Genomic DNA, 17,186 nt, shown 5'->3' with positions numbered 1-17,186 from the left:
TGAGAAGATGAACTGGACAAAAGAATTAGAATTGGCTTTTGAGGCACTTAGTCTATTGTTGGACGGGTGCAGATCATTGGGTTCAGACGAGTTTAATAGATTTAATGAATTTGCGCCTTTGGCATCCGAACTTATTGCAAACAGATTGGATATGCAACGAACTGAATTAAAAGCGTATATTCACCAGAATGGCGCTATTGGATTTGAGCAACTAAAATCTGATTTGCTTCATCAAAAGAAATATAGTCTTCGAGAAATATAATGAATAAACCAGATTTCGATAACTTCCACCAGATACCTGTTGTACATGTAAGTGTTAAAAGTGCGGGTGATGAAACATTTATAAAATATGAATCAAATGATAAAGAGCTTTTTGATGAAGTAGTAAATCAGATTGATAAGAAGGTTTTTATTGCTGACGACCCTTTACGTCCTTAAACCATGAGCTACATAGACCGCCACTAAGGCGGTTTTTTAACACCTCATCGTTTTGTAATGTTTGGTTAGTTTAATTAGCGCTCAATAGGGCTATAAAAGATATTCTGTTCACGTTAAGAATAAAACTGCTATGACTAAAATGGAAATATCTATCTCCATCCTGGCTGTAATAATTATTTCTACTATTATTTATCTTGTGTGTCAGCCAGTTAACTAATTAAGAACCTCCTTCGGGAGGTTTTAAATAACTTGAAATGTTTATTAATTATTTAATATTTACATAAAAAAGCCCTAAAGCGTCTAAACATAAAATTACAAAAGTATGTGCAAATACAATCAGCTTAATCAACAAAATAATGTAAAGTTCCGCCTTTAGGAAAAGGGGGGCTTATGAAACATATAGTTTTTTTGTTGGTTTTTACAATATTAACTGGATGTAGTCAGCAAGAATTTAATGCTCAATCTTCTAATCCAGAGATATTAAAAGAACAACAGCTCAAATCAATACGAGAGATAACTAAAACTTTTCTTCCAAATCCTGATTCAGCTAAGTTCCGCAATCAAATAGGAGAGTGTGGAGAGGTAAGCTATAAAGAAGCAGACGGTAAAGATATTGGTTTTCAACGTTTCATTGTGCTTCAGAAAAATATAGTGCTTGTAGAAAATCAGACGGATCAAAAGCAATTTGAGTTGTCATGGAAGAGTGCTTGTACGCCAAGCTGGAATAAATAATTATAAGGCCCTCATTTGAGGGCCTTACTTTATTCATCAGATGATTCGGGTGTGTTTGCTTGCTTCCTTGCATGCTCTAAAGCAACCTGTTGTGCTTCAGCTGCAGCAGTAGCCTCAATTGGTGGTTCTGATGCGATAGCTGCGGTGCCAGTGAATCCGAATAAAACCAAGATTAGAATTTTCGAATACTTTTTCATTTGAATTTCCTCTACGTTTCTAAGACTTAATTTCAGTGTAGAGGGCGAATTTAGACCTGCCTGTATCAGCTATGTCGGGAAATGTAAGATACTCAAGACTAGAGTTATGACAATCAAGGTTTACGTAAGAATGCTTTTCGGATGAAACTTTTTGTTGAGTTGCTTAACGAAATGTTTGAATGCTTCAGTAAGTAGCTACACTCTAAAGAAACTTCCCTAACTTCTAAATCTTTGTAACATCCAATAATTTTTTTGTAATCTTTATGTTATAAATTGTTTGCTTTGCTTATCATATGAATAATGAAAAGTGGAGCACCGAAAATGCTAACAAAAACAGAAATCATTGTTGTCATTCTAATGGTAGTAGCCTTAATTTTCATCGTGTATGAGATGGGACAAGGTGGTAGTTGGACTTTATAGAATTCAGCCTTTATCAAAGTTAAAAGAAAAGCACCTTCGGGTGCTTTTTTAATGTCTAAAATTTAAATCGAGACATCATCATGAATGATTTTTTCCTAGCAACAAATCGAAGCATCAAAATCAATGACATCGAAGTGCGCCAGATCCAGATGAAAGACTTTGACACTTGGGCAATGCATGCTGAGCCGTTAAAGAACTTCATCAAAGACCAAAATCATTCAGATGAGATTTTGACAGGGCTATTCAAGGCTCACGGTGTGCAAGTCATTTCGACCATGGCATGCATTACTGATCTGAACAATGAATCACTGGTAGAGCTCGCTGCTGATGAGCAAGGGTTTAAAGAGCTACTTAAAGCTGTACTTCTGGTCAATCAGGCTTACTTCAGATATGAAAGACCGAAACGCGGCATCAAAAAGAAAGATGACTCCACCTGGTTTGATTCATTCCAGTTTCTGGTATCAATGGGCCATCAGCATAGCGAAATCATGGAAATGACCTACGGCGCATTTCAGAACTACGTTAAGGCCGCAAATAACCTGTATAAGCAGAAAATCTTCAATAACGCCGTTGCAGCACGTGTGGCTCAATCAGACAAGAAAGGCTTTGAGTCATTTAAGAAAGAAATGGTTTCTGATTGATCAAGTAGCACCCTAAAGTTATGATGTGGAAATAATAAATTAGGGGGTTAGTGTGGCTATAAAATTTTGTAAATCGTGTAAAAAGCCAATGAGGCCTACTGATACTCATTGCAAAACATGCGGCAAGGAATACAAAAACAGCCCAGTAATTTTGATCGTCATAGCACTTATTGTTTTCGGTGCTGGATATTTTGCTTGGGGGAAATACCAACAGAATGAAGCTGAAAAACTAGTTGCTGCTCAAGCAGAGAGGGATAAAAAAATCAGTGAAGCTAAAGCTGAGTTGCTAAATGCTGGTATAGATCCAGACGATGCACAAAAAGTCGCTGAAGTTAAAGTTGATAATGTAACCATTACCAATCCCCAACATATAAAGGTTTTTAACGAAATTTTTTCTGAATGGGAGGATGCAGAAAAAGTAGCAGCCTCAACTGGTCGGATAGCACTAGCCCAACCAGTTGCCAAACTACAAGAAATCAAAAGAAGGCTTGCAGCCGAATCATATGCTGGATGTATGGAAACAACTAGGATTTTATATGTTGCTGCTATGAACTCTCAGATTGAGGCCTATTTAGATTTCATGAGAGGGAAAGAGGGAGAGGCAGCAGCTCAAATAAAATTTATTGATTATGAGAAACAGGTTGAGCAGGCCAAAAAAGAATATATTAGGTGCAAGCCTACTCAGAATATGAGCAGCGTATGAAGCAAAAGCACCCTAGGGTGCTTTTTTGATGCTTCTCATATTTGAGAATCGCTTTTAGATTCTCAAGCCCTTCATAACAACTTGCGTGTAATTATGGTTAAGGATCAGAACTAACCTGAAAATTGATTATATAGTACAAAAGGCGAAAAGATTTCTCTATCACATGAAGAGAAATTGCAGCAAGGTTTAAAAAATTATAGGGATAAATATGAAAAACGGTTTATTAAGAGTGCTTGTTGTTAATGCAAATGATTCTATCGTTGTAGAAAAGAAGCAAACACTACCTATTACTTTAAGTGTAAATGGCCAGTTGATTAGTGGTGAATTAATATCAAGAAGTGAGTTTTTCACTCTCGAACAGAATGTAATCTTAAAACATCATGTAGATATTATTGATGCACAGATAGTCGAAGAAAAAGGCGAAATTCCAGAAACGCCAATGGATGAACTTCAATATCTTCATCTAAAAAATGCTGCGTATTGGGTGAATGGGGTTAAAGTTCCTTCAAGCCAAACAAGTATAATAGTCAACATAGACTCGGTAGATGCATTTAATCTCGGAATGCTGCAATCTAGCCAATAGACTCTTTTAATTATTGCATAAGCTCACTTCGGTGGGCTTTTTTTATACCCAAAAAAAGCAAAAAGCCCATGATTACGAGTCACGGGCTTTTTTGTGTTCACAACCTTATGGCAGAAGGAAGCAAACCATAGATGAATTTTAACCTAGATTTAAAGGTTGATAAAGCAATGAATCAATTATCAGAAAGTAAAGCATTAAGGCGCTGGACCTACATTGTCTGCTTCTTGGTGATTGTAGGTGTAGGGACATGGCAAGTAGCACCCATACTACAAGCCATAGCAAAATTAATAGAAGTTCTTAAGTAAGCCGACCCAATAAGAGGTCGGTTTTTTATATCTGCTGCGCCTCAAGGCGCTTTTTTAATGCCTAAAATCTAGAGGTCCGTATGTCTGGTAAGAATTTAACTTTTAAACTGGTGATGGATGCTGACACCAAGGCATTTGTCTCCAATATGCATCAGTCAGAAAAAGCAGCAAAGGATGCATTTGCAGCACTTAAGAATGGATCAGCCAGTGTTGTAGGTGATACAAACAGTGCAACCAAAGAAGTAGATCAGCTCGGTACTCAGTCACAAGAAACCGCCCAACAAGTAAAGCAACTTGATAAAGAATTAGAGGCAACTTCACAGGAACTACAGCAAACTGAACAATCTTCAAAAGGTGTATCAGGAGAGTTACAGGGTTTAAAAACTGGCTTTAATGCTTTAACTGGCGCTTTAGCAGCACTTGGTATTGGCACCACAGCAATGGAGATTGCACAGACTGCTGATGAATATAAAAACCTATCTGGTCGCTTATCTATTGCAATCGGTGAGCATGGCAACCTACAAAAAGCCATGGATGATGTTAAAAATGTTGCCATTAATACCAACTCCAACTTAACCGCAACCGGTGATCTTTATGCTCGACTGACCAAGATTGGTCAAGAAATGAAATGGCCTCAAGAACAGGCGCTCGCATTAACTGAAACCATTAACAAAGCAACTCAAGTTGGCGGCGGATCAGCCGCAGCAAATGAAGCCGCTATCACCCAGTTAAACCAAGCACTCGGTTCGGGTGTCCTCCGTGGTGATGAATTCAACTCCATGATGGAGCAGTCGCCACGTTTAACCCAAGCTTTAGCAGATGGCTTGGGCGTTACTACTGGTAAACTTCGTGAGATGGCTGGAGAAGGTCAACTCACTACAGATGTAGTCACCAAGGCTTTATTGAGCCAATCGGAAGTGATTAGTGCGGAGTTTGCCAAATTCCCAACAACCATCGGCGCATCAATTGAAAATCTTAAAACCGCATGGACTGTCTATATTGGAGAGGCGGATGCTGCGTCTGGGGCAAGTGCAAAAGTAGCTGAGGCTATTAAATTTGTTGCTGAAAACCTAGATACAATTGTCTCAACTTTGATGCTTGCTGGTCAGGCCTTTGTGGCTTATAAGGCCCTTAATATCGGCATGATGTTCTTAGACAAGGCGGCTGGAATCAGAGCTGCCTCTGCGGCGATTGTACAAGAAACCACAGCAGTTGTAGCTAATACACAGGCGCAAATTGCGAATGCAGCAGCAACAAGAACAGCAGCTACTGCAAAAACTCAGTTGGCTACTGGTTCGGCTGCTGCAGCCACATCGGCTACAGCGACAGGCAGCTCCATCATGACTCTTGTGAGTCGATTGGGTGCGCTAGGGGTTGCGGTTACAGCTTTTGGAGTTTTGATTCCTACAGTGTTTCAGCCACTAGGAACGTGGCTAGGGGAATCGATCGCCAAAACAGAAGACTACATCTTCAATAATGGTGAATTAGCTAAATCAGTTGCGCAACTTGAATCAACCATTAAAACTGAAGCAGCTCAAGCCAAAGTGGCAGCCGAAATTAAGGCGGAGCAGGCAGCCGCAGCGGAGAAAGCTAGAGATAAGACCTATCAACTTACTGAAGAATCAAAAAAACTCATAGCCACATTTGATGAACTAATTAAGAAGGGTGAGCCAACTAAAGAAGCATTGGAAAAAATCTCCAATGCCATGAAGTTTGACTCAACCAAAGGCATTAACGATGCGATTACAGCTTTGATCGCACTGAAAGATCAGGGTGAGATTACAGCTGATGAGTTGCAGGTAAGTCTCGGAAAAGCACTGGATGGTAAAGACCTACTTGTCTTTGAAACAAATGCCCGTGCTGCTTTTGCTGGAACATCAAAGGAAGCAGAAAAGAACGCTCAAATCACCGAAGCAGTAATGAAGGCAGCTTTAGAGCGCACAGGTTTAAGCACTGAGCAACTACAAGGTAAATTTTCACTTGCCTTTCAATCTGCGACCAATGATGTGCAAATGGTGGTTAACAATCTGGATGCCTATAAGGCTAAGGGTATTGATACCGGATTAGCTCTATCTGCCAATTTGAATAAGGCAATTGATACCGCTCAAACCCGAGCTGAATTGGATTATGCCAAAAGCTCATTGATTGCACTTGAAAAACAAGGGTTGATTACTGGTGAGCAGGCTGCATTTGGTCTAAGTTTGATTGAGAAAAAGGCTGCGCAATTGCCAGCCGCTCTTAATCCTGTGCAAGCAGCTTTTGCTGCATTGGGCGTAAAAACCAAAGAGCAATTGGGCGCAGCGGCTGAATCCGCTCGTGCAAATTTTGATGTGGTAAGTAAAAGTGGTCAAGCAACTGCTGAAGCCATTAAACAGGCTTATATCACTATGCTGAACGCTGTAATTGCCACAGGTGACAAAGCTGAAATTGCAGCCACTCAAGCTAAGGCAGCATCATTAGGCTTAAAAGTAGAGATAGACAGCGCAGGCAAAGCTACAGTTAAATCCATGAACGATGCTGAGGATGCTATTCACCGTGTTCGTAGTGCCACAGGTAATGCGGGTGATGGCTTCGATGATCTAGGCCGTAGAGGCGTTAGAGCAGGTAACGATACTACTGAAGCGTGGGAAGAAGCTCGCAAAGCAACGGAAGCAGCCATGGCTTCTCAGGGCAAGATGAAGGCATCCAAAACCGGAACGACCGCTAAACACGGGCTTTCTGTTGAAGAAATTGAACAGAGACTTAAGGATATTGGTTATGAAGGTGATACCAAGCAAAAAGCCAAAGAGCTCTTCCAAGATGCCGAACCAGTGGCGGGTGGTTATTACAAATCTGCTTCCAATGAGTGGGTCAAGAGAAAGTATGGGACCACTGCCTATGACAACCAGAAGGCTCTTGGTAATGCCATGTATGTTATGGAGCAGATTGAACGGCTGGAGCAGTATGTTGGCAAGAATGGTAGATCAATCGGATCTAGTAGCCTAAATGACTATGCGCCGTCTATTCCTTCCGTACCATCAACTAAAGACTATGGTAAGGGTGGTGATAGTGTGAATTACAACATTCAATTCGGAGGTCAAACCCTATCCCTTACAGGCGATGCAAGCCAAAAGGATGTGATGACCAGCCTGGTAAACCAATTAAAAGGTATAGCGAAATCAACATGAAACTCATTCGCTTAAGCACATCAGAAACCGTCCCATTAGAGGACGGTTTTTTATGGCCTGATGAATTCTCCTGGAAGGCTATTGAGCAGAATCAAGCCTATGCCATGGATGGCACTTTGCATATTCAGGAAGGCAAAAAGAAGTCGGGCCGGCCAATCACTTTACAGCCGGCAGATCCGCAAATGGGCTGGATCAAGTTACGTGAACTACGGACTGTTTTGGAATGGTCCAAGCTGCAAGATGAAAATTTCAGACTGCAGTTTGAACAACCACATGATAGCCGGCAATTCACCGTCAAATTTAACCACCAGGATGGGGCTTTAGAGGCTGCACCGGTGAAAGGAATTCCAGCTGTATCACTGGATGATTATTTTAATGTGACCTTACGCTTTACGGAGTTGAACGATGGCGATTAAAACCAAGGATTTAGTGATCTACAAGTCTGAACGCTTGACGGACAACTCTGATGGCGGTGGTAAATACTCTGGTGTTGTGGTTCAGGATGGCATCAGTAATAACCTGTTCAATGACGTGTCGGAAATGGATCGCACCATGGGCGATGTGTCCATGCGCAAGGTCTTTCCGGCAGTCACAACCGAAGACACTGATCTATTGATGGGTGCAACAGTCTTTGTATCTGAACTGCCTGCGGATCCAAACGTATCTGCACTACTATTCAGTACCAAGAACTGGACCGATGAGCGTCAGTCTGCCCAGAACCGGGTAGAGAATTACTTGGCTAAAGGCGGTCAGATTGCCGGCACCCCACTGGATACTCATTGGCAGGGCATGTCATCGCTTCAGGTGGCTATGTTTCCTCAGGAAGTGGAGTCTTCCGTGGGTGACACCATTGTGCTGGTCAGTGATGAAGGTAAGCCTCTGGAACGAGAGCAGTATGTGCGTATTACCAAGGTTGAAACCCGTACTGCCATCATGGTCATCGATGGTAAAAATGTTGAATACAAGATTGCCACTTATTCACTTAATGATGCGCTTGAAGTCGATTTTGTAGGTCTTTCAGCACGTCAGTGGTACAACGGTGAGAAATCTAAAACCATCATCCGCGACACGCTTGTTGCGGATACTGGTCTGTATTACTCATCGACTGCGTTGGCATCTGATGCGAATGTGGGCGAATTTACAGTCAATGCCAAAAGTATCTTTGCCCAGCTGATTCCATCGGCCCAGACTGAAACACCGATCATTGATGTGAACGCTGCCGGTGAAAGCGTGGTGCTGGTAGCGGGTAATGAAGGCACGATTACAGTCAACTATCCGAATATGGTGATTGGTGTCAGCCAAAACCTGTACATTGGCTCAGCAGTGATTCCTTCCAGTGTTTCTTTTACTTTACAAGGACAGCAGATTACCGATCAGGGCGGCCTGCTTAAAAATACCCAAGGCACCCAGGTCGGCACGATTGATTACCAGCGTGGTCTGATTCAATGGACTGCAGCGGCGCCAGCCGGCACTGTAAGTTTGAATATCACGTTCAAGCCTGCAGCTGCACCGAATCAGTATTATCAAAGCCATGCCATTCCAGTGACTCAAAATAACCAGAGCACCAACTGGACCGGGGTATTAATTCCGATTCCAGCCCCGGGCGCTTTATCAATTTCATACATGAGTCAGGGCAAGTTTTATGAGCTTAAGGATGATGGCTCGGGGCAGCTAAAAGCCTCGAGCCCATCGTTTGGTTCGGGCATGATTAATTATGAAACTGGATCCTGGTTGTTGACTACAGGCGCATTGCCAGATGTAGACACACCAATTTTGCTGAACTGGGGAACACCGATTATCACTTTTGTGCGAAGTGGTTTAGCTGTCGATCCGGCAGGTGTGGATTTCACGCTATTTCATAACGGAATTGCTACTGTCACTGTGACCTGGTTGCTCGAAGGTGAAACCCAGACAGCAACATTGAATAGTGCTGGAAAATTCACAGGTGATGCGACGGGTTATTTGAGGCGTAATGTTGGTAAAGGCCGGATTATTCCAGCCAAGCTACCGCAACAAGGTACTGTATTTACAATCACATATACCTATGGCGTGCCAAAGACACAGACTATTAATAGTGGAGCACCGGATGCAAACCAGAAGTTAAATTTCACGATTGGCACAGGCGCAGCGATTGAGCCAAGTAGTGTGGCTTTAAGTATTCCGGTTGGCTATGAAATGGGCACGCCAACAACAGACGATGTCACACTGCATGATGAGCCAATAAATAGCACCACAGGAAAATTAGTGGATCAATTTGGCATACAGATGGGTGTAATTACATACGCAACAGGTGTATGTGAGGTAACGCCAGTTCTAGAGATAACTTCTTACCGCGCGAACTATAAGCCCTTAAATATATACACAGCAGGTTAGTTTTATGAGTTTTTACGCACCGCAAGCATCAAGCTACACCGCATTCACTCGCACACTAAAAGCATTTGGAGCAGCAAGTGTAACTGCGAGTTATCGAGATACTGCGAGTAGTGGTAGTGATAGTAAAACAATCACTGCAAATAACTTAAGTTTTGATTTAACCACTGGTTTTGATGAGCAGATTTTGACAGGATCAGCGCGGTTTAAAGTCGGCAATGATACTTTTTTGGATCGATCCGGCCTGCTATATCGCAATGTTAATCCAGCAAATAACAGCGGGATTCAATCTGGATCTATTCAATATGGCAATGGTGTCGTTGAGATTACATCATGGACACCAGGCGCAGACAATACACTGAAGCTTGAATCTCTGACCACGACAACAGATCTACCGCCAGTAAATAAAATCAACTTTAGAACGCCAATCATGCCGATCCGACCGCAATCATTAACCGTGATCGTGGGAACGCTCGACTACGGACAACTCACGCTAACAGCGGATGAAAATGGCGTGATTGAAACCGATCACGCACATGGTCAGGTCAATTGGGATAATGGCTTTATCTCGATTTACTTCTACAAAAAGACCAAAAAGACAGACAATCTCTGGATATTGGACGAACCTTGGTATGACCCATTACTTGAATATACCGACACTGGCAACACAGTGTGGATTAATGTTCCAGTCTGGGTAGATGCTTCATCCGTACGTTATAACGCGGTCGCTTATACCTATATCCCGCTGGATTCAGAAATTCTAGGCTTATCTGCTACTCGATTGCCGATTGATGGCCGTGTTCCGATCTTCCGTGTCGGTGGGATCGGCATTGTCAGCTCAAGCAAGTCTCAGGAATTACCAAGTGCAACTGCAGGGAGCACGTACGACCTGAACGATCAGCGTATTTCATGGGCTGAACTTGAAGATGCTAACGGAACGAAAGTAGCTTTCGATTTGTACACGGTTGATTATGATTATGGTCGCGTGATATTGGGTGGTGATTTTGTACTGGGTAATCTGGTTGCACCGCTCACAGTGAAATATCGCTATCAAGATATGGGTCTGATCCGCGATGTACAGATCAATGGCCAACTGACATTCACCAAGCCTTTAACCCATAACTACGATGCAGTGGATACGATTGTTGGATCCGCTTTAGTGATTGGTGATATGCAGGCACGATATACCCGTAAGTTTGTGCAGGCCGCTTGGGGCAATACGTGGGCAGATGAAGCAACAGGTAGTGGTATCTCAGCCAACTATAACGATGCACTCTATCCAATGGTTGTGACGAATAAAGGGGCCATTCAAGAGCGCTGGGCATTGATCTTTACCGATGCACAGTCGTTTCGCTGTATCGGTGAATATTCCGGCCAGATTGGTACAGGTACCACCAATGCAGATTATGCACCGATCAACCCGATCACCGGTGTGCCGTATTTCACCATTAAAAAGGAAGGTTGGGGTAGTGGTTGGGCCAATGGCAATGTCCTGCGCTTTAATACCGTGGCTGCCAATTTCCCAGTCTGGGTGATTCGCACCGTAAAACAGTCAGAACCAACTGTAATATCAGATCAATTCCAGATCATGCTACGCGGTGACATTGACCGCGTTGTCTAAAACCTAAATCAAATATGGCCGCGTAATGCGGTCTTTTTTATGAGTAAATAAAAATGGTCGCAAGTACAGATATTAAGTTTTATGTGCATACCAACAATAATGCGCCACAGCTACAAAATGCCTATGGCTCAATGATTAATGTGCTCGATGCTTGTTTAGTGAATGGCATCAATATTGGTGCTATTTCATCACTTACAGCATCAGAAACCACAGCAACTGCATTATTTAGCTCAGCACATAATCTAATACAATACCAAGTTATTAAAATCACAGGTGCAAATCAAACTGAATTCAATGGTGAGCATAGAATTTTAACTGTGCCTAATAGTAACACTGTGACATTTGAACTGGCATCTGAGCCAAGTGTGCCAATAGCCACAGGCGCAATCATCGCATCGTTGCCACCACTGGGATGGGAAAAACCGTTCAGTAGTACCAATGCGAATGGTGGAGGAAAAGCTGCCTATCGTTCTGCAAATTCACTTTTATCAAGCCGACCTTTTTTACGTGTTGTTGATGAGTTAGATCCGGTATGGGCTTCAACTTATGCCAAGTATGCAAAAGTCGGCATCGTAGAGGATATGACTGATATTGATGCAATGATGGGGATGCAGTCACCTTTTGATTTAACGAACCCCAGCAGGAACTGGATCGGTGCTGGTAGCGGAGGGGATACACTCAATGGTTGGGCTATTTGGGCTTACGCTTTGGCCTCGAATGAAAATACCTCAAGCAATTTATTCTCCACACCACCTTCAGGTGTGAGAGAGTGGTTTATTTTAGGATCTTCTGATTACGTCTATGTGTTTCCTCGTTTTCACACAACTGAAGAGACAAAAAACAGACTCTGTCCTTATTTTTTTGGGAATATTGGCTCTGGATTTACCTTGCTTCACAGTGTTATTTCTGGAAGCTCTATTTCTCCGTGGGGTACTGCAGCGCTAACTGATTTAAACTATTCTAGTAAAAGTGAGGGTGGGTCTTGCTTATTAAATGATTTAGGGGTACTAAAAAGTATAAAAGTCCTTACATTTACACTGTTTTATCCACTGTATACAGGACCATCTTCTGGGCCACATAGTGGCAATACGCAACTTCTTAAACCTTGGGTTGGTGATAGAATTCTTAGCACAAATATTATGGCGTTAGATTATGCTGGTGCACCAATTGGTAATTTCCCATCTTGCGAATTTATACACGCCAAATTACCTTACCCGCATCTACTAACATTCAATGAAATGACTAATATGAAAATAGCAGTTAATTGCATTGCATATGAGCAAGGTGAGGTTTTGTTCAATCTAGGGGATCTGTAATGTTTATAAAAACAGAAGTCTCAAATAATCAAAAAATTAATGAAATTACGGTCAACTCTGTATTTAAAATTAAAGGGTATTTAATGAAGCAAGGTGTACCTATTATTGGCACTGTACATTTGCTTTCAACCGTATCGGGACATGTTATTCGGATTTCAAAAAGTAACTCGGATGGTTCTTATGAGTTTAAAGGACTACCCAAAGGCAGATATATTATTTTTGCAAGAGATAAAAATAAGCAATTTAACGCAGTCATTCAAGATAACGTGGTGCCAAAATGAGTAAAACTTCAGTCAAAGCTCGGCTTGCCATGATTCAAGCCTTTGCAAATTTTATGGATAGCGGTAGCCAAAGTGCTACCGTTATTTTTTATGAAGGTGTGCAGCCTGCCAGTCCTAGTATTGCAGCAGATTCGAATAATGCACTGGTGACACTCACATTTCCTGAGCCATGTATCAAAGAAACCACACCAACTTATGTTGAGTTTCATCCAACCGATACCGCAACCGTGATCAAGTCAGGCACAGCAACTTGGGCGCGTATTTATAATGGTGCAGGTGAGGTGGCTGCCGATCTGACGGTAGGCACAGATATTTCCCTAGCCAATACCAATCTAGCACTTGGCGGCACACTGTCAGTCACCTCAATAAAACTCAGACCTTAATTTAAAAGGGTGCTCATGTGGATTTTAAAAATAAGCTCGGCACCGTTGATGCTCACAACTTAAACCTGAACTTTAAGCCTGATAATACTGACAGTCATAACATCATTCTGAATTTTGAGCATCTGGCCGATGGCTCAACCAATCTCAATTTTGGCGATGATGTTACAGCTGTAATCGACACAGCACTTGATGCTGAATTCTCATTTGAAATCACAGCAGTTTATGCGGATAGTGGTGCAAATACTGCAGTTATAGATACAGTGCTCGACACTAAATTTAGCGTTGATGTAATTGCTGTATTTAGTGAAAATACTGATGTAATTGGCCAGATAGATACTGTTTTAGATACCAGTTTTAGTTTTGAAGTCGAAGCAGTATTTTTTGAAAACCTCTGCATTATTGATGCGGTTTTAGACACTGAGTTTCAATTTGAAGTTAAAGCATTATTCGATATCAATCATCTGGTCGGAGTATCTTGTGGTTTTGATATGCGATATCAGAAAGCCATCACAGCGTTGAGCTCAATAGAAATACCGTGGGCTAAACCAATTTTAAGAGTCTCAAATGAGGCTCTTTTTTATGATCAGGGTTTGGTGATTTCTAATCAGGAAAATATTCATTATGAGCAGGCAGGGTCATTAACCCGGGCGATTAGATCCTTGCATGAGCAGGCAACCGGATTAGGTTCTGATGCTTATATTGTTTGGGAAGAGGGTGGTAAACGCTTTATTCATCAGCGCTACCTGCATGATGAAACGATCAAGCTGCGCCACAACCGGGAAACGGTCTGGCAAGAAATGATCCGCAGACGTAAGACTTTTACTTATTCATATGAAGTGGCTCAAGTCTTTGAGCATCGTTTTTCATTTGAATGGGATAAAAGCCTTGAGATTGTCACCAGGTCAGATTTGCCATGGGATAAAGCCAAAGCGATCCATTACCGCAAGCATTCGGTTCAACCTTGGCCAAAGCCTGAAACATCCAAGTATGAAGGCACTGGTGATTTAAATTTTATCTACCTCTGTCATGACGTTGATTCACACAATGTTGTTTTAAATTTTGGTGCAGATGACTGTATTCCAGCACTGCCGAACAGAAACTGGTGGTATATCGTGAACACATTAACAGCCGAGCGATTGGATACTGGCGAGAAGATTAAAGTCATGGATGGCACCTACAGTACCAGCCGGTCTCAATGGTGCTGGACCTACTCCATTACCGTGGCTCATACGGAAAAAGAAAAGCTACAGCCGATTAACGACCAGCCGGTGATTCTGAAACTGATCATTAATGGTTTTGAACATCATATTTTGCTGGAAGATCCAGAAGAAACCCGACGTTTTGCCAGTGTTTTATACACTTATCCAGGTCGAAGTGTTACAGCGTTGAACTCAGATAAATACGGACCAACACGCTCATTTATCCAGGATAACGAACGTACTTCTGTTCAACTGGTTCAGGCTGAGATTGATCGGGCAAATAGCGGCACCAACTTAGACTGGAAACTGATTGATGAGTTGGGCTGGATCGTGCCGGTAGAGAGCCTGAGCTATGCCGAACTTGCACCAATCGATGCAATCAAGCAGGTGGTTGATGCAGGCGGCGGTTTTATCTATAGCCAGAAAGTAGGTAATACGCTGACTATTTTACCCCGGTACCAAAAAGGCTATTGGGATGCGATGACAGTTGATGACTACGATATTCTATTATCTGAAAGTTTGGTGATGCAGCAGAACATCAAGCAGAACGATGAATACATTGCCGACTTTAATGCCATCACAGTGGTGAATAGTCGTAGTGGTGAAAGCCTGAAAGTACAGCAACGTGGTACCTCTGGTGATGTTCCGCTGGAAACGGTTACAGGACCATTATTCAATGTAGTGTCTGGTGCCAGTTACGGCAAAAATGAGTTGGTGAAAGCCAATATTCAGGAGTTGCATACTTTCTCAGATATTCCAGTGAGTTCGGAAATTGGCGAGATGCTGCCCGGAAAAACGATTGCCTTTAATGGCCAGTGGTGGGGCGTGATTGATGGGGTGAGTGGAAGTTTTTCGCATGAAAAGGTGAATGAAACCATTACCGTGGAGCGTATCAGTCGTGAGTAATCCTTTATTTGAACTGCGAAAGCTTTTAAATCCAACCCATGCTGAATACATCGGTACCATCACCTCGGTGAAGCATCCAGAGTATCGGGTGCAGATTGATGGCGGATCTGGTCCTGTGCTGTGTACATCCGGCACAGCTTATAACTTGGGTGCACGGGTCTTCATTGCAAACCAGGTGATTTTAAGGCCAGCACCCACTGGCGAGTATTCAGAAATAGAAGTCTAAACTTAACCAAACAACAGCACCTTTTTAGGTGCTTTTTTATTGCCAAAAAATAGGGGTATGTATGACTAAAGGGGATGTATATGGACTTTCTTAGTCAAGTATTGGAAAGCATAAAGAACCATTCACACATCCTTTTTACAGGTGTGCTGGGTGCAACTTTTGGCTTTCTATTAAGTAAGGAGCCCACCCGGGATCGTTGGATAGGATTCTTTGCAGGCTTCATTTTATGTGTGGTCTTTGCTAAACCAGCAAGTTTATTTCTTGCTAGCGGTAACTACCCAGAACTATTTGGATTCATTCTGGGCGCTGCTGGTAAAAGTACAGCTGAAGCATTGCTGAGTTTGGCTCGATCAAGAGTTCTTGGTTTAGTCAAAAAGGAGAATGAAGATGCTGCTAATCATAAGTAAGACGGCATTGGTATTGTTTATATTTTCGTTTGCAATCATGGCATTTCATCCAAAAATCCAGCTCCCAAAACACATCGATTTTCTATTGGTGTTGTCGATCCTTTTTGGAGCCGCACTTTTTGTTAAAGATGAGTATTCGCCAAGTCCGGCCGGAACCCTTTTTTACACTACAGTAAGTATTTTATTCGCACTATTTACCCGACAACTCTATATTTGGGGTAAGGGTGGTGCACGTCCTAAATTTTTTAATACGGATAAAGATGGTGACAACCCATGAAACATATTTTTGATTTCTTGCGAAAGATTAGCGGCGGCAAACTCACCCAGAAACAGGTTGATGCTGCTGACAAACTGATTGCAACTGCTTACGATGATGTCACCAGTATGCTGGGTATCGCTACGGATGAAATGAGCATCAGCCCAAGTGGTATTGATCTGATCCGTAATTTTGAAAGCCTACGGCTCAATGCCTACGATGATGGCGTGGGGGTATGGACCATTGGTTATGGCACCACAAAATACCTAAATGGTATTCGTGTCAAAAAAGGGGATACCTGCACACTGGAACAAGCCAAAAGCTACATGCAACATGACTTGAAAAAATTCGAGCAAACCGTCAATAGCGCAGTCAATGTTCCGATCAATCAGAATCAGTTTGATGCCTTGGTTTCATTGGCCTATAACATTGGACCTAACGCATTTGAAGAATCCACTTTGGTCAAAAGGCTGAATGAGAAAAATTATAAGGCGGCAGCTGATCAATTTGGCTTATGGGTAAATGCTCGTGGCAAACGCCTGCAAGGTCTGGTGAATCGCAGGAAAATTGAAATGGAGTTATTTTTAAAATGACTCTAAATCTATTATGGAAATATAAACACTGGATCGCAATTGCGGTCTTTTTCTTTTTATGGCTAGGGCAAGTTGCTTACACCAATCACTTAAGCGGAAAGCTGCGCAAGGCTGGTGAGCAGTGCACGATAAAAATTCAGAAAATAGAGCAAAACCATCTCAAAGCTCTAACCCATAAACAAAATCAAATTAACCAGATGAGTGCGGATTATGAAGCAGCAAAATCAGAGCAGCACGTGCAAGTCGAAACAGTTACGCGTGAAGTGCAAAAGATCATTGATCGTCCTGTGTATCTCAACCATTGCTTTGATGATGATGGCCTGCAGCAACTCAACTCACTTATCACCAGTGGTGCCAGTAAACCTCCTTGAGTCTTGCCCTGATTTGCAAAAACTGGAATCAGGGCAGGGTAAGGTTGTTTTGGTCTGGTCTATTGATACAG

Annotated in this window: 21 protein-coding genes; 20 read left to right on the top strand and 1 reads right to left on the bottom strand. The window is 42.2% G+C overall.

Going from position 1 to position 17,186, the window contains the following annotated elements; genetic code table 11:
- Positions 1 to 7 precede the first annotated feature (7 nt).
- From NI464_RS06270 to NI464_RS06260, 3 genes are all read left to right on the top strand, one after another.
- A complete protein-coding gene (locus tag NI464_RS06270) occupies positions 8 to 262 on the top strand; it encodes a hypothetical protein (RefSeq protein ID WP_253137976.1) in 255 nt (84 codons plus the stop codon).
- Complete coding sequence (locus NI464_RS06265; protein ID WP_253137975.1) at positions 262 to 438, top strand: hypothetical protein; 177 nt, start codon at positions 262 to 264, stop codon at positions 436 to 438. The genes NI464_RS06270 and NI464_RS06265 overlap by 1 nt, the downstream gene beginning before the upstream one ends.
- Before the next feature lie 390 nt (positions 439 to 828).
- A complete protein-coding gene (locus NI464_RS06260) occupies positions 829 to 1,170 on the top strand; it encodes a hypothetical protein (protein WP_253137974.1) in 342 nt (113 codons plus the stop codon).
- Positions 1,171 to 1,199: 29 nt separating this feature from the next.
- Here NI464_RS06260 and NI464_RS06255 read toward each other — a convergent pair whose 3' ends face one another.
- Positions 1,200 to 1,367, bottom strand: a complete 168-nt coding sequence (locus NI464_RS06255) for a hypothetical protein (RefSeq protein WP_243475501.1) — start codon at positions 1,365 to 1,367, stop codon at positions 1,200 to 1,202.
- 500 nt (positions 1,368 to 1,867) lie between these two features.
- On the opposite strand from NI464_RS06255, the gene NI464_RS06250 reads away from it, so the two are divergent.
- From NI464_RS06250 to NI464_RS06170, 17 genes are all read left to right on the top strand, one after another.
- Positions 1,868 to 2,428, top strand: coding sequence for a hypothetical protein (locus tag NI464_RS06250; protein ID WP_253137973.1), 561 nt, complete (start codon positions 1,868 to 1,870; stop codon positions 2,426 to 2,428).
- Between the two features lie 52 nt (positions 2,429 to 2,480).
- Positions 2,481 to 3,131: a hypothetical protein gene (locus NI464_RS06245; RefSeq protein WP_004279625.1), complete on the top strand. Its 651-nt coding sequence runs from the start codon at positions 2,481 to 2,483 to the stop codon at positions 3,129 to 3,131.
- A gap of 208 nt (positions 3,132 to 3,339) precedes the next feature.
- Positions 3,340 to 3,714 (top strand): hypothetical protein, encoded by a 375-nt coding sequence (locus NI464_RS06240; protein WP_004279626.1) that lies wholly within the window; start codon positions 3,340 to 3,342, stop codon positions 3,712 to 3,714.
- 131 nt (positions 3,715 to 3,845) lie between these two features.
- Positions 3,846 to 4,019, top strand: a complete 174-nt coding sequence (locus tag NI464_RS06235) for a hypothetical protein (RefSeq protein ID WP_253137972.1) — start codon at positions 3,846 to 3,848, stop codon at positions 4,017 to 4,019.
- Positions 4,020 to 4,099: 80 nt separating this feature from the next.
- Complete coding sequence (locus tag NI464_RS06230) at positions 4,100 to 7,186, top strand: tape measure protein (protein WP_253137971.1); 3,087 nt, start codon at positions 4,100 to 4,102, stop codon at positions 7,184 to 7,186.
- On the top strand, positions 7,183 to 7,602 hold the full coding sequence (locus NI464_RS06225) for a hypothetical protein (RefSeq protein WP_253137970.1): 420 nt from the start codon (positions 7,183 to 7,185) through the stop codon (positions 7,600 to 7,602). Before NI464_RS06230 ends, NI464_RS06225 begins: the two co-directional genes overlap by 4 nt.
- Positions 7,592 to 9,559 carry a hypothetical protein gene (locus tag NI464_RS06220; RefSeq protein ID WP_253137969.1) on the top strand — a complete coding sequence of 656 codons (1,968 nt, stop codon included), beginning with the start codon at positions 7,592 to 7,594 and terminating at the stop codon, positions 9,557 to 9,559. Before NI464_RS06225 ends, NI464_RS06220 begins: the two co-directional genes overlap by 11 nt.
- Before the next feature lie 4 nt (positions 9,560 to 9,563).
- A complete protein-coding gene (locus tag NI464_RS06215; RefSeq protein WP_253137968.1) occupies positions 9,564 to 11,177 on the top strand; it encodes a hypothetical protein in 1,614 nt (537 codons plus the stop codon).
- A gap of 53 nt (positions 11,178 to 11,230) precedes the next feature.
- Entirely contained in the window at positions 11,231 to 12,493 is a 1,263-nt protein-coding gene (locus tag NI464_RS06210) for a hypothetical protein (protein ID WP_253137967.1), read from the top strand.
- Positions 12,493 to 12,774, top strand: coding sequence for a peptidase associated/transthyretin-like domain-containing protein (locus NI464_RS06205; RefSeq protein WP_253137966.1), 282 nt, complete (start codon positions 12,493 to 12,495; stop codon positions 12,772 to 12,774). Before NI464_RS06210 ends, NI464_RS06205 begins: the two co-directional genes overlap by 1 nt.
- The gene (locus NI464_RS06200; RefSeq protein ID WP_253137965.1) at positions 12,771 to 13,157 is read left to right on the top strand and encodes a hypothetical protein; all 387 of its coding nucleotides are present in this window, start codon (positions 12,771 to 12,773) and stop codon (positions 13,155 to 13,157) included. The genes NI464_RS06205 and NI464_RS06200 overlap by 4 nt, the downstream gene beginning before the upstream one ends.
- Positions 13,158 to 13,174: 17 nt before the next feature.
- Positions 13,175 to 15,262 (top strand): hypothetical protein, encoded by a 2,088-nt coding sequence (locus NI464_RS06195; RefSeq protein WP_253137964.1) that lies wholly within the window; start codon positions 13,175 to 13,177, stop codon positions 15,260 to 15,262.
- A complete protein-coding gene (locus NI464_RS06190) occupies positions 15,255 to 15,488 on the top strand; it encodes a hypothetical protein (RefSeq protein WP_253137963.1) in 234 nt (77 codons plus the stop codon). The genes NI464_RS06195 and NI464_RS06190 overlap by 8 nt, the downstream gene beginning before the upstream one ends.
- 80 nt (positions 15,489 to 15,568) lie before the next feature.
- A complete protein-coding gene (locus NI464_RS06185; RefSeq protein WP_004646469.1) occupies positions 15,569 to 15,895 on the top strand; it encodes a hypothetical protein in 327 nt (108 codons plus the stop codon).
- Complete coding sequence (locus NI464_RS06180; RefSeq protein ID WP_004646471.1) at positions 15,876 to 16,172, top strand: hypothetical protein; 297 nt, start codon at positions 15,876 to 15,878, stop codon at positions 16,170 to 16,172. Before NI464_RS06185 ends, NI464_RS06180 begins: the two co-directional genes overlap by 20 nt.
- Positions 16,169 to 16,744: a lysozyme gene (locus NI464_RS06175; protein ID WP_253137962.1), complete on the top strand. Its 576-nt coding sequence runs from the start codon at positions 16,169 to 16,171 to the stop codon at positions 16,742 to 16,744. The genes NI464_RS06180 and NI464_RS06175 overlap by 4 nt, the downstream gene beginning before the upstream one ends.
- Entirely contained in the window at positions 16,741 to 17,115 is a 375-nt protein-coding gene (locus tag NI464_RS06170; protein ID WP_004279637.1) for a hypothetical protein, read from the top strand. Before NI464_RS06175 ends, NI464_RS06170 begins: the two co-directional genes overlap by 4 nt.
- Positions 17,116 to 17,186: the final 71 nt, after the last annotated feature.

Origin of the sequence: Acinetobacter lwoffii, from assembly GCF_024129685.1 — a bacterium.
GTDB lineage: Bacteria > Pseudomonadota > Gammaproteobacteria > Pseudomonadales > Moraxellaceae > Acinetobacter > Acinetobacter lwoffii_X.
Note: the sequence above shows the minus strand (reverse complement) of the source record. Positions and strands in the feature narration are given on the sequence as shown.